Below are 12,344 nucleotides of genomic sequence, written 5' to 3' on the forward strand. Positions count from 1 at the left end.
GGAACATCATCATTTTCAGTCTTGAGATGCCGCTGCCACACTCTCCAACCGATACCCGTACCCGTAGATCGTCAGCAACTGCCAACCGCGGTCTGCGGTCAACCCCAGCTTGTTGCGCAGCCGATAGATATGCGTATCGAGCGGCCGCGACGAGACCATTTCTTCATGGGTCCAGAACCGCTCGTAGAGATACTCTCGGGACAGTGGCCGCGCCAGGTTGGCAAACAAGCAGCTAGCCAGACGATACTCACGTTCGGTGAGGTTGATCGGTTTACCTGCGCGCGTCACTGTCAGTTCAGCATCGTCAAAGGTCAGGTCATTAAAACTCTGTACTTCGTGAGTTGCTGACTTCTGCAGGCCGTGGCGACGTAGAACCGCGGTGACTCGTGCTTTCAACTCATTAGGACGAAAGGGTTTGCTGACGTAATCATCGGCGCCGCTGTTCAGCGCAGCGACGATATCGCTCTCGGCATCACGGCTGGTGAGCATGATTACCGCGGGTGGCGACTCCATGTGTTCACGGGTCCAGCGCAGCAGCGCGATACCGGTGATGTCCGGCAGTTGCCAGTCGAGTATCAACAGGTCGAAGGTTTCGCGACGCAGTTGGCGTAGCAGGTCTTCACCGCGTTCGAAGCAATGCAGGGTCCAGGGCTGTTCGGCGGTGCTGGGGATTTGTCGCAGTGTCTGTTCCACCCGTCGCAATTCCGCGGGCTCGTCATCCAGTATTGCGACACGCATGAGTGGGTCCTTTCTTGAAGAGTACAGCAGCCGTCGGCCGGTTTATTTACAGGCACATACAGCGCAGATGCCGGTCTTTGAATCTGAATAATTGTGCTCAGATTCGTCGACCCCTTGGATCTCTCTATACGATGACATCAATGAGCTATTAACCCATTGAAAGTCTTCGATACCGATGGGGGAAAGATACCGGCTCCCGACCGTAAGGAAAAGGATCAGCCGACGCATGCGCTGTCGTAAACTCGTGTGTGCTGATGTCAGATGCCCTCTGGAATCCCAACCGTGATGAGCACCATGATCCTTTCCCCCAACTGCTTGCGCCTTGCCCTCCCCTCATTGTTGATCATGGTGTTCGGTTCTGTGGATGCTGCCGCCAAGATTCGCTCGCCTTACATTGATGACAACCAGCTGTGTCGCGCCCAGCCTTTGCCGGCAGTAGTCCTGCACCTCACGGGGGACGCCTGGAAGCTCGATCCCAAGGGCAAGGCGAGCCCTTTGCTTGAAGGCATGACCATTGATGAACAGGAAGGCGTGAAGACCTCGTCGACCGCGTTTGTCAGCCTGTTGCTCGGCGATGGTTCCCGGGTGGTGTTGCCCGCCAGCTCCCAAGTGCGATTGCACCTGGAGAAAAAGCTTTCGATTCCCCAGGTCGTGCTCGAACAGGGCCAGGCCGAGGCCTATGTGATCAAGCGCGCCAGTGACCACGACCGCTTTCAGATCGTGACGCCGGTGGGTGTACTGGGCGTGCGAGGTACGCACTTTCGGGTGCGCAATGATGCGGAGCAATCGGTGCTTGAGGTGTTGGAAGGCCAGGTAGCGGTCAAACGCGACATGAAAACCAAGCCAGTGGAAAACGAAGTAAAAGTGGGTGCGCGGCAAGGTCTGCTTTTCAAGACACAGGGTGAACTGAAACCCGTGGAACTGCTCGCCGCACCGAAGCTTGTTGGGCAGGACGGTCAGAAAGGCGACGCTCCCGTCTGGAGTTTGTACCTTCGGCCTTTGCCCGGTGCCCAGCGATACCGTGCCCAGGTCGCCACTGATAAAGCCTTTATGAACATCAAGCAGGAAAATTTTTCCAGCGTGCCGAAAATGAGCTTCACTGGGCTCAAAGCCTCGTTTTATCACGTGCGGCTGTCGGCATACGATGAAAACGGACTGGAGGGAGAAACCGGCGTCTATGACATCTTTTACTACCCGCCCACCACTCAGGCACATGACCAATGATGCTCTGGCGCAAGACCGAGAAACGTCAACCTACCCATGCTCAGCGCCTGTTCCATGGCTTGGTGCGTGAGTGGTTATGGATTGGTTTGCTGCTGCTGCCCTTCACCGCTTATCTGTCATTGAGCCCAGGCCTGGCTCTGAATAACCCGTTGTACGACAGCCTGCGCCGTCTCACGCCCCTGCCGGTCGACCCGCGTATCCTGCTGGTGACCATCGATGATCCCAGCCTGAAAAAACTCGGCCAATGGCCCTGGCCGCGAAGCCTGCACGCGGATCTGATCGACCGCCTGAGTGCCGCCCAGCCCGCGGGTATTCTGTTCGATGTGATCTTCAGTGAACCCGGCGATCCTGCACAGGATAAGCGCCTGGCCGAGTCCGTCTGCAACGCCGGCAATGTCTTGTTGCCGCTGGTGCGCGAAGGTACGGCGAGCTACAGCCAACCCGGCGCGCAGATGCTGCCGTTGCTCAAATGTGCCAAGGGCGTGGGCCACATCAATGTGGAGGCGGACAGTGATGGCATAGTCCGTAGCCTGTATATGCGTGAAGGCCCACCCGATGCTACGGCGCCGCAACTGGCCTGGCTGGCCTACGAGATGAGTGGTGAGTTATCAGAGATGCCGGGTGAACCTCAGCGGTCGATCACCCAGCACTGGCATCGTGAACATGCAATCCGTATCCCGTTTATCGCGCCACATGCGCGTTTTCCCAGTGTGTCCTATGTCAGTGTCCTGCGCGGTGAGGTACCTCCCGAGCAGCTGCGCAATCGACTGATCCTAGTCGGGTCGACGGCTTCCGGGATGGGCGATCGGTTCGTTACACCACTCTCCTCCACGGTCGGCAACACGGCGGGCGTGGAGATCCAGGCCAACGTGCTGAATGGCTTGCTGCAAGGCCGCAGCATCGTTGATCTGCCGGGCTGGCTCGCGGCGCTGATGGCGACCTCCCTGGTGGCGTTGCTGCTGGGCCTGCTGCTCTACCGACCGCGCTATGCGCTCTGGATGACCCTGGGCTGCATGGCCATCTCTCTGCTGGGTGCCTGGGCGTTGCTGCGCCTCGGCCATTGGTGGTCGCCCGCGGCCTGTTTGATCGGCTTGTTGCTCAGCTACCTGATCTGGAACTGGCGTCGTCTCAGCGTGATCATCGCCTACTTCGGTTGGGAACTGACCCGCCTTGATAACGAGCCCAAAGTACTGCCCGAACGCCGCCGTGCGCCCGCCAGCAAAGGCGATGTGCTACAGGCGCGTATCTTTGCCCTGGAACAAGCCGTAAGCCGCACGCGCGACACACGACGCTTCATGTCCGATGGTCTGGAGTGCTTGCCGGTAGCGACGCTGATTACCGATCCCAAGGGCAATATCCTGCTGGCCAACCGCATCGCCCGCGAAGTGTTCGGTAATGTCCTGGTCAATGAAAACCTGTTGGAGCAACTGGCAGATCTCGGCTACCCGCCGCTGCACAATGGCGTCCGCCCTGCCCTCTCAGCGCTGGAGCTCGTCGAGTTCCGGGATATCCACCAGCGCAGCCTGCGCATGGAGCTTGCACCGTTGCTACCGGCCGAGGGCGATGTTGCACTTGGATGGCTGCTAAGCCTGACGGACTTGAGTAAGGAACGCGAAGCCCAGCAACACCGCGAGACCATGTTGCGGTTCCTCTCCCACGACCTGCGCGCACCGCATTCGGCGATCCTCGCGCTGCTGGATGTGCATAACGGCGAGTCACCGGTTTTCGCTCAGATCGAACAACAAGTGCGTCGCGCCTTGAGCCTCACCGAATCCTTCGTGCAACTGGCGAAAGCCGAAGCTGACGGTTACCAGTTCCAGCCAACGTTGTTCGCCATGTTGGTAATGGATGCCTTTGATCAAGTGGCAGTGATCGCCCAACTGAAGGGGATCCATCTGGTTCACGACCTGAATGAAGCCGATGAGGGTATGGTCTCGGCTGACCAGTCACTGCTTACGCGTGCGTTGTTCAACGTGCTTGAGAACGCCATCAAGTATTCGTCCTCCGGTACGACCGTGAGGTTGAGGAAAAGCAGCGCGCAAGGCTGGTTGGAATGTCGCATCAGTGACCAAGGCCCAGGGATTGCCGAAGAGGACTTGCCGGAACTGTTCAGCCAATACCGTCGCTTCGATTCAGCTCAGGGCAGCGAGGGATTAGGATTGGGACTGACCATGGTCAAAGCCGTGGTGGAGCGTCATGGTGGGCGCATCAGTTGCGAAAGCGTGGTGGGCAAAGGCAGCACTTTCAGCCTGCAACTGCCGCTGCTGGAAGACTGAAAAAATCGACTTTAGCGCTGTGCATAAAAAACCGGTCACAAGGACCGGTTTTTTTATGCTGAAAAAACTTATGCACGTTTTTCGTGATTTTATGAGCTTTTGAAATATCTAACAAAATCAAATTCTTATAAGACAAAAAGGGCAATTCGCCAACAATCCGTGCACAGCTTATCCACAGATACTCAGATCACGGGTGTGTCGACCACAATCGGCTCCGGCGGCAGCGAACCCATCGCCCGTTGCTGCGCTTGATTCCATGCCTGGGCACGGTCATTCAACGCGGCAATTGCCCGTGGACCTTCACCTTCGGCGTACATCGGTTCGCCAATGACCACCGTGATAGTCCCCGCGCGTTTGGCCCAGCCAGTCTTAGGCCAAAATTTGCCGGCATTATGCGCAATCGGCAGCACTGGCAGGTTGGCGTTGACCGCCAAAGCCGTACCTCCGCGCGAGAACTTGCCTACGGTGCCGAAGGGCACACGTGTACCTTCGGGGAAGATCAGTACCCAAACGCCATCCTTGAGCAGCTCGTCGCCCTTCTTGGCCACATGCTTGAGCGCTGCCTTGGGGTTGTCACGGTCAATAGCGATCGGACGCAACATGGCCATGGCCCAGCCGAAGAACGGCACGTACAGCAGCTCACGCTTGAGCACCTGGCTCAACGGCGAGAAGTACGCCGAAAGAAAGAACGTCTCCCAGGTGCTCTGGTGGTTCGACAGAATCACGCAGGGCTGGTCCGGGACATTTTCCGCGCCTTTGATCTCGAAGCGAATGCCCAGGAACACCTTGGTCAACCACAACGCGCAACGGCACCAATAGACATTGATAAAGCGATAACGCGCTTTGAATGGCAGGAACGGTGCAATAAAAAAGCTCAGGGTGCACCAGAGAAACGAACTGGTGCCCAGCAGCAGGTAAAAGAAAAAGGTTCTGATGGCCTGCAAAATCGACATGGCGGCATTTACCGTTGCGGGACAACGCCCGCCTGTTAAAAGCGCTCTCCCGAACATCCTTGGTCAGGAAGTCGAGGGCAGCTAGTTGTTGATAAGTTCTGCGGCCACGGCCGCCAGATCGTCAAAAATCAAAGTGCCTACCGGCAGGTTTTTCGCCTGGGTCTTTTCGCCTTTTCCGGTCTTAACCAAAACTGGCTGAGAGTCGACGGCTTTGGCCGCCTCCAGGTCACCGAGGCTGTCCCCGACGAACCATATCCCAGCCAAGGGCACCTTGTAATGTTCTGCAATGGTTTTCAACATGCCGGGTTTGGGTTTGCGGCAATCGCAGCCCTCATCCGGCCCGTGGGGGCAATACACCACCAACCCTACCTCGCCACCCTGCTCGGCCACCAAGGTGCGCAGGCGCGTGTGCATGGCGTCCAGGGTTGCGATGTCGTAGTAGCCACGGGCGATGCCGGACTGGTTGGTGGCGATGGCCACCGTCCAGCCGGCTTTGCTCAACTGCGCGATGGCCTCGATCGAGCCGGGCAGTGGAACCCATTCCGCCACCGACTTGATGTAAGCGTCGGAGTCGTAATTGATCACCCCGTCCCGATCGAGAATCAGCAGTTTCACCATGGTCAGCTCAGCGTCGAAATGTCAGCGATGTTGACGAACAAGCCACGCAGACGCGCGAGCATGGCGTAGCGGTTTTTCCGCACGCCTGCATCTTCGGCATTGATCATCACGGCTTCGAAAAACGCATCCACCGGCTCACGCAAGGTCGCCAGGCGCGCCAGTGCTTCGGCGTAATTACGCTCAGCGATCAGCGGTTTCACTGCGTTTTCAGCCTTGGCGATGGCTGAGTTCAGCGAGAACTCCTTGGCATCGGCGAACAGGCCAGGGTCGACGTCAGCGTTGCCCAGGCCTTCGGCCTTGCTCAGCAGGTTCGACACACGCTTGTTCACGGCAGCCAATGCGTCGGCTTCCGGCAGTTTGCGGAAGGCCTGCACGGCTTGTACGCGCTGGTCGAAGTCCAACGCCGAACCCGGTTGCAGGGCACGCACAGACAGGTACACCGACACATCCACGCCTTCATCTTCGTAGCGCGCGCGCAGGCGGTCGAACACGAATTCCAGCACTTGCTCGGCGAGGCCGGCTTGCTTGACCTTGGCACCGAACTGGCCGACCGCGAACACCACGGCCTGGGTCAGGTCGAGGTCCAGCTTCTTGTCGATCAGGATGCGCAACACGCCCAGGGCCGCACGGCGCAAGGCATACGGGTCTTTACTGCCGGTGGGCAGCATGCCGATACCAAAGATGCCAACGAGCGTGTCGAGCTTGTCAGCGATGGCCACGGCTGCACCGGTCAGGGTGCTTGGCAACTCAGCGCCAGCACCGCGCGGCATGTACTGCTCGTTCAGCGCCAAGGCAACGTCATCCGGCTCGCCGTCGTTGAGCGCATAGTAGTAGCCGGCAACACCTTGCATCTCCGGGAACTCGCCGACCATCTCGGTGGCCAGGTCGCACTTGGACAGCATGCCCGCACGCGCCGCCCAAGCAGCATCGCCGCCAATGCGTGGCGCAATATAAGCGGCCAGCTTGGAAACCCGCACGGCCTTGTCGTAGACGCTGCCGAGTTTTTCCTGGAACACCACGTTTTGCAGGCGCAGGTTGAAGTCTTCGAGCTTCTGCTTTTTGTCTTGCTTGAAAAAGAACTCGGCGTCGGTCAGGCGCGGGCGAACGACTTTCTCGTTACCGGCGATGATCTGCTGCGGGTCCTTGCTCTCGATGTTGGCCACGGTGATAAAACGCGGCAGCAACTTACCGTCAACGTCCAGCAGGCAGAAATACTTCTGGTTGTCCTGCATGGTGGTGATCAGCGCTTCTTGCGGCACATCGAGGAAACGTTCTTCGAACGAGCACACCAGCGGCACCGGCCATTCGACCAATGCGGTCACTTCGTCGAGCAGGCCTGGCGGCACGATAGCGGTGCCTTCCTGCAGGCGGGCCAGCTCCTCGGTGCGCTTGCTGATCAACTCGCGACGCTCATTGGCGTCGGCCAGCACGTAGGCGGCACGCAGGTCGGCGGCGTAGTTGGCCGGCGAAGTGATGCGCACAGCTTGCGGGTGGTGGAAGCGATGACCACGGGAGTCACGACCTGCTGTTTGGGCGAGGATCGTGCAGTCGATGACCTGGTCACCGAGCAGCATTACCAGCCACTGGGTCGGACGTACGAACTCTTCTTTGCGTGCGCCCCAGCGCATGCGCTTCGGGATCGGCAAGTCGTTCAGCGAGTCTTCAACGATGGTGGGCAACAAGCTGGCGGTCGGTTTGCCAGTGATGACCTGGCTGAACCGCAGTTTCGGGCCGCTCTGGTCGATCTCGCTCAGCTCGACGCCACACTTCTTGGCGAAGCCAAGGGCGGCTTGAGTCGGGTTGCCTTCGGCGTCGAACGCAGCCTGGCGTGGCGGGCCGTCGATGTTGATGCTGCGGTCCGGCTGCTGGGTTTCCAGTGCGGTCAGCAGTACGGCCAGGCGACGTGGCGCGGCGTAGACCTTCTTCGCTTCGAACTTCAAGCCAGCGCTTTGCAGGCCTTTTTCGATACCGGCCAGGAACGCGTCGGCCAGTGTGTTGAGAGCCTTGGGTGGCAGCTCTTCGGTGCCCAGTTCAACCAGGAAATCTTGAGCACTCATTGTGCAGCCTCCAGCTTAGCCAACACTTCATCACGCAGGTCCGGGGTTGCCATCGGGAAGCCCAGCTTGGCGCGAGCCAGCAGGTAGGCTTGGGCGACGGAACGCGCCAGCGTGCGTACACGCAAGATGTATTGCTGACGCGCGGTCACCGAGATAGCACGGCGCGCATCCAGCAGGTTGAAGGTATGGGACGCCTTCAACACCATTTCATAGCTTGGCAACGGCAGCGGCTGGTCGAGTTCGATCAGGCGCTTGGCTTCGCTTTCATAGAAGTCGAACAGTTCGAACAGCTTGTCGACGTTGGCGTGTTCGAAGTTGTAGGTGGACTGCTCCACTTCGTTCTGGTGGAACACATCGCCGTAGGTGACCTTGCCGAACGGACCGTCAGCCCACACCAGGTCGTAGACCGAGTCCACGCCCTGCAGGTACATGGCCAGGCGCTCGAGGCCGTAGGTGATTTCGCCAGTCACCGGGTAGCACTCGATGCCGCCCGCTTGCTGGAAGTAAGTGAACTGCGTCACTTCCATGCCATTGAGCCAGACTTCCCAGCCCAGGCCCCAGGCGCCCAAGGTTGGCGATTCCCAGTTGTCTTCGACGAAACGGATGTCGTGCACCAGTGGGTCTAGGCCGACGTGTTTGAGCGAGCCCAGGTACAGTTCCTGGAAGTTGTCCGGGTTCGGCTTCAATACCACCTGGAACTGGTAGTAGTGCTGCAGACGGTTCGGGTTTTCGCCGTAGCGGCCGTCAGTCGGGCGACGACTGGGCTGCACATAAGCGGCGTTCCAGGTTTCCGGGCCAATGGCCCGCAGGAAGGTAGCGGTGTGGAAAGTGCCGGCGCCTACTTCCATATCGTAGGGCTGAAGTACCACACAACCTTGCTCGGCCCAGTATTGCTGGAGGGCGAGGATCAAGTCTTGGAAGGTACGCACGGCTGGCGTAGGCTGGCTCACGAAATTCACCTGTTACTTGGGCTGCGATTTAAAGAGCGGGAGTATACCCGATTCGGCCGCGCCACCATCCCCTGGAGCCTTATGCCACGCTGCTTTTGGTGTTCTGAAGATCCGCTGTACATGGCTTATCACGATCAGGAGTGGGGAACGCCGCTGCGCGATGCGCAGGGTTTGTTCGAGTTGCTTTTGCTCGAAGGGTTCCAGGCGGGCCTGTCCTGGATCACCGTTTTACGCAAACGCGAGCATTATCGAAAGGTCTTGTTCGGGTTTGATGCGCAACGGTTGGCGCAGTTGAGCGATGGCGAGATCGAAGCCCTGATGCAGGATCCTGGCATCGTGCGCAATCGACTCAAGCTCAACGCCACTCGACGCAACGCTGCGGCCTGGCTGGAATTGGACGACCCAGCGGGGTTGCTCTGGTCGTTTGTCGGCGGCAAACCCAAGGTCAATCATTTCAAGGACCGCAGTGAAGTCCCGGCGATCACGCCCGAGGCCGAAGCCATGAGCAAAGCCCTGAAAAAAGCCGGCTTCACCTTTGTCGGGCCAACCATTTGCTACGCGTTCATGCAGGCTTCGGGGATGGTCATGGACCACACTCAGGACTGCGACCGCTACGCGGACTTGGCCAACGCCGGTTAGAATGCCCGCTTTGCGCACCACACACGAACAGGAGTGACCTGTGGAAAAGTTTAAAGGCGCCTTGCTGGTAGGCGCTCTCCGGTTGTTTGCCCTGCTGCCTTGGCGCGCAGTCCAGGCCGTCGGCACGGCGATTGGCTGGATCATGTGGAAAACCCCCAACCGTTCCCGCGAGACGGTGCGGATCAATCTTTCCAAATGCTTCCCCGACATGGACCCCGCCGAGCGCGAAGCGTTAGTCGGCCGCAGCCTGATGGACATCGGCAAGTCCCTCACCGAAAGCGCCTGCGCCTGGATCTGGCCAGCCCAGCGCTCCATCGACCTGGTGCGCGAAGTCGAAGGCCTGGACGTGCTGCACGAAGCCTTGGCTTCGGGCAAAGGCGTGGTCGGCATCACCAGCCACCTGGGCAACTGGGAAGTGCTGAACCATTTCTATTGCAACCAGTGCAAACCCATCATTTTTTACCGGCCGCCCAAGCTCAAGGCAGTGGATGAGTTGCTGCGCAAGCAGCGGGTGCAACTGGGTAACCGGGTGGCGGCGTCGACCAAGGAAGGCATCCTCAGTGTGATCAAGGAAGTGCGTAAGGGCGGCCAGGTGGGTATTCCGGCGGACCCGGAGCCGGCGGAATCTGCGGGGATCTTCGTACCGTTCTTCGCCACCCAGGCGCTGACCAGCAAGTTTGTGCCAAATATGTTGGCGGGCCACAAAGCGGTCGGCGTGTTCCTGCATGCGCTGCGGCTGCCGGACGGTTCGGGTTACAAAGTGATCCTGGAAGCGGCGCCGGAAGATATGTACAGCACCGACACCGCCACGTCCTGCGCGGCGATGAGCAAGGTGGTGGAGCGGTATGTCGGCGCTTACCCGAGCCAGTACATGTGGAGCATGAAGCGCTTCAAGAAACGCCCGCCGGGTGAGGCGCGGTGGTACTGAGCCACCTCTGACTCAAGACCCATGAAGATCTGATGTGGGAGCTGGCTTGCCTGCGATGGCATCACCTCGGTGTAACTGAGAGACCGAGTTGCCTGCATCGCAGGCAAGCCAGCTCCCACAGAAGATCGGCTCAAGTTTGGCGATCGAGTTTCTTCAAGAACACCGTCATCTCTTTTTCGGCCTGTTTATCACCATGGGCCTGGGCCGCTTCGATGCCCTTCTCCCACGCCAGCCGTGCCGCTGCGCGATCCTCCAATCCCATATGTGCCTTGCCCAACAGCTTCCAAGCCGCCGAATACTTAGGATCGAACTCGACGCATTTGTGCAAATGCTCCGCTGCCTTGGCGTTTTCCTTCAAGTCCAGATAACCCTTGCCCAAACCAAAGCGAAGCAGTGAGTTATCCACGCCCTTGGCGAGCATTTTTTCCAGGGATTCGAGCATTTACTGTCACCTTGAGCGAAAGAAGGCTGTTGTGGCGAGGGAGCTTGCTCCCGCTCGAGTGCGAATCGCTCGCAAAATCTACGGGACCGCTACGCAGTCCAACGGGAGCAAGCTCCCTCGCCACAGTGGAATACCCGATTTAGAAGAAGCTCAACCCCACGTGGAACAGTTTCTCCACATCGCGGATATGTTTCTTATCCACCAGGAACAGGATCACATGATCCCCGGTTTCGATCACCGTATCGTCGTGGGCAATGATCACCTCTTCGTCACGAATAATCGCGCCGATGGTCGTCCCCGGCGGCAAGCCGATATCGCGGATGGCCTTGCCGATCACCTTGCTCGACTTCGAGTCACCGTGGGCAATGGCCTCGATGGCTTCCGCCGCGCCACGGCGCAGGGAGTGCACGCTGACGATGTCGCCCCGGCGCACGTGGGCGAGCAAGGTGCCGATGGTGGCCAGCTGCGGGCTGATGGCGATGTCGATATCGCCGCCCTGGATCAGGTCGACATAGGCCGGGTTGTTGATGATGGTCATCACCTTCTTCGCGCCCAGCCGCTTGGCCAGCAAGGAGGACATGATGTTGGCTTCGTCATCGTTGGTCAGGGCCAGGAAGATATCCGCGTCGGCAATGTTCTCCTCCATCAGCAGGTCGCGGTCCGAGGCGCTGCCTTGGAGTACGACGGTGCTGTCGAGGGTGTCGGACAAATGCCGGCAGCGTGCCGGGCTCATCTCGATAATCTTCACCTGATAGCGGCTTTCGATGGCCTCGGCCAATCGCTCGCCGATCTGCCCGCCGCCCGCGATGACGATGCGCTTGTAGGTCTCATCGAGTCGGCGCATTTCGCTCATGACGGCACGAATATTCGCCTTGGCGGCGATGAAGAAGACTTCGTCGTCGGCTTCGATCACCGTATCGCCCTGCGGCAGGATCGGCCGATCCCGCCGGAAAATCGCCGCGACGCGGGTTTCCACGTTGGGCATGTGCTCACGCAACTGGCGCAGTTGCTGGCCGACCAGTGGGCCGCCGTAATAGGCCTTCACCGCGACCAGTTGCGCCTTGCCGCCAGCAAAGTCGATTACCTGCAAGGCGCCCGGAATTTCGATCAAGCGCTTGATGTAGTGGGTGACCACCTGTTCCGGGCTGATCAATACGTCCACTGGAATCGCGTCGTTGTCGAACAAACCGGCGCGGGTCAGGTAGGCCGCTTCGCGCACACGGGCAATTTTGGTCGGGGTGTGGAACAGGGTGTGAGCGACCTGGCAGGCGACCATGTTGGTTTCGTCGCTGTTGGTCACAGCCACCAGCATATCCGCGTCATCGGCACCGGCCTGGCGCAGCACCGTCGGGAACGACGCGCGGCCTTGTACGGTGCGGATGTCGAGGCGGTCGCCGAGGTTGCGCAGGCGCTCGGCGTCGGTGTCGACCACGGTGATGTCGTTGGCTTCGCTGGCCAAATGTTCAGCCAGCGTGCCGCCGACCTGCCCTGCTCCAAGGATGATGATTTTCATCCGGTC

The 12,344-nt window shown here is 59.3% G+C and carries 11 protein-coding genes; 4 read left to right on the forward strand and 7 right to left on the reverse strand.

Annotated elements, in window-relative coordinates; genetic code table 11:
* Positions 1-15: 15 nt before the first annotated feature.
* A complete protein-coding gene (locus HU722_RS01035) occupies positions 16-738 on the reverse strand; it encodes a response regulator transcription factor (protein ID WP_065880340.1) in 723 nt (240 codons plus the stop codon).
* A gap of 285 nt (positions 739-1,023) precedes the next feature.
* Here HU722_RS01035 and HU722_RS01040 point away from each other — a divergent pair, with 285 nt between their 5' ends.
* Positions 1,024-1,962 (forward strand): FecR family protein, encoded by a 939-nt coding sequence (locus HU722_RS01040; protein ID WP_065891280.1) that lies wholly within the window; start codon positions 1,024-1,026, stop codon positions 1,960-1,962.
* Complete coding sequence (locus HU722_RS01045; RefSeq protein WP_065880342.1) at positions 1,959-4,238, forward strand: CHASE2 domain-containing protein; 2,280 nt, start codon at positions 1,959-1,961, stop codon at positions 4,236-4,238. Before HU722_RS01040 ends, HU722_RS01045 begins: the two co-directional genes overlap by 4 nt.
* A 182-nt stretch (positions 4,239-4,420) precedes the next feature.
* On the opposite strand, the gene HU722_RS01050 is transcribed toward HU722_RS01045, so the two are convergent.
* The 4 genes from HU722_RS01050 to glyQ all read right to left on the reverse strand — a co-directional run bounded on the left by HU722_RS01050 (position 4,421) and on the right by glyQ (position 8,816).
* Positions 4,421-5,191: a lysophospholipid acyltransferase family protein gene (locus tag HU722_RS01050; protein WP_049710804.1), complete on the reverse strand. Its 771-nt coding sequence runs from the start codon at positions 5,189-5,191 to the stop codon at positions 4,421-4,423.
* A gap of 81 nt (positions 5,192-5,272) precedes the next feature.
* On the reverse strand, positions 5,273-5,809 hold the full coding sequence (gene gmhB / locus HU722_RS01055; protein WP_175403036.1) for a D-glycero-beta-D-manno-heptose 1,7-bisphosphate 7-phosphatase: 537 nt from the start codon (positions 5,807-5,809) through the stop codon (positions 5,273-5,275).
* 2 nt (positions 5,810-5,811) lie between these two features.
* A complete protein-coding gene (gene glyS / locus HU722_RS01060) occupies positions 5,812-7,866 on the reverse strand; it encodes a glycine--tRNA ligase subunit beta (protein ID WP_065875584.1) in 2,055 nt (684 codons plus the stop codon).
* Entirely contained in the window at positions 7,863-8,816 is a 954-nt protein-coding gene (gene glyQ, locus HU722_RS01065; RefSeq protein ID WP_003187265.1) for a glycine--tRNA ligase subunit alpha, read from the reverse strand. The genes glyS and glyQ overlap by 4 nt, the downstream gene beginning before the upstream one ends.
* Positions 8,817-8,897: 81 nt before the next feature.
* Here glyQ and HU722_RS01070 point away from each other — a divergent pair, with 81 nt between their 5' ends.
* Both HU722_RS01070 and HU722_RS01075 read left to right on the forward strand, forming a co-directional pair.
* Positions 8,898-9,455, forward strand: a complete 558-nt coding sequence (locus HU722_RS01070) for a DNA-3-methyladenine glycosylase I (RefSeq protein WP_065875585.1) — start codon at positions 8,898-8,900, stop codon at positions 9,453-9,455.
* Positions 9,456-9,495: 40 nt separating this feature from the next.
* The gene (locus tag HU722_RS01075; protein ID WP_065875586.1) at positions 9,496-10,383 is read left to right on the forward strand and encodes a lysophospholipid acyltransferase; all 888 of its coding nucleotides are present in this window, start codon (positions 9,496-9,498) and stop codon (positions 10,381-10,383) included.
* A gap of 130 nt (positions 10,384-10,513) precedes the next feature.
* On the opposite strand, the gene HU722_RS01080 is transcribed toward HU722_RS01075, so the two are convergent.
* Together HU722_RS01080 and trkA are read right to left on the reverse strand one after the other, a co-directional pair.
* Positions 10,514-10,825 (reverse strand): tetratricopeptide repeat protein, encoded by a 312-nt coding sequence (locus HU722_RS01080; RefSeq protein ID WP_065875587.1) that lies wholly within the window; start codon positions 10,823-10,825, stop codon positions 10,514-10,516.
* A 139-nt stretch (positions 10,826-10,964) separates the two neighbouring features.
* Entirely contained in the window at positions 10,965-12,338 is a 1,374-nt protein-coding gene (trkA, locus tag HU722_RS01085; protein ID WP_065875588.1) for a Trk system potassium transporter TrkA, read from the reverse strand.
* Between the last annotated feature and the right edge of the window lie 6 nt (positions 12,339-12,344).

This window comes from Pseudomonas tritici, assembly GCF_014268275.3.
Lineage (GTDB): Bacteria > Pseudomonadota > Gammaproteobacteria > Pseudomonadales > Pseudomonadaceae > Aquipseudomonas > Aquipseudomonas tritici.

What these genes read in the sequence shown, in the direction of transcription:
- HU722_RS01035 (WP_065880340.1), bottom strand. Translation starts at nt 738, where the DNA reads ATGCGTGTCGCAATACTGGATGACGAGCCCGCGGAATTGCGACGGGTG.
- HU722_RS01040 (WP_065891280.1), top strand. Translation starts at nt 1,024, where the DNA reads ATGAGCACCATGATCCTTTCCCCCAACTGCTTGCGCCTTGCCCTCCCC.
- HU722_RS01045 (WP_065880342.1), top strand. Translation starts at nt 1,959, where the DNA reads ATGATGCTCTGGCGCAAGACCGAGAAACGTCAACCTACCCATGCTCAG.
- HU722_RS01050 (WP_049710804.1), bottom strand. Translation starts at nt 5,191, where the DNA reads ATGTCGATTTTGCAGGCCATCAGAACCTTTTTCTTTTACCTGCTGCTG.
- gmhB (WP_175403036.1), bottom strand. Translation starts at nt 5,809, where the DNA reads ATGGTGAAACTGCTGATTCTCGATCGGGACGGGGTGATCAATTACGAC.
- glyS (WP_065875584.1), bottom strand. Translation starts at nt 7,866, where the DNA reads ATGAGTGCTCAAGATTTCCTGGTTGAACTGGGCACCGAAGAGCTGCCA.
- HU722_RS01070 (WP_065875585.1), top strand. Translation starts at nt 8,898, where the DNA reads ATGCCACGCTGCTTTTGGTGTTCTGAAGATCCGCTGTACATGGCTTAT.
- HU722_RS01080 (WP_065875587.1), bottom strand. Translation starts at nt 10,825, where the DNA reads ATGCTCGAATCCCTGGAAAAAATGCTCGCCAAGGGCGTGGATAACTCA.
- trkA (WP_065875588.1), bottom strand. Translation starts at nt 12,338, where the DNA reads ATGAAAATCATCATCCTTGGAGCAGGGCAGGTCGGCGGCACGCTGGCT.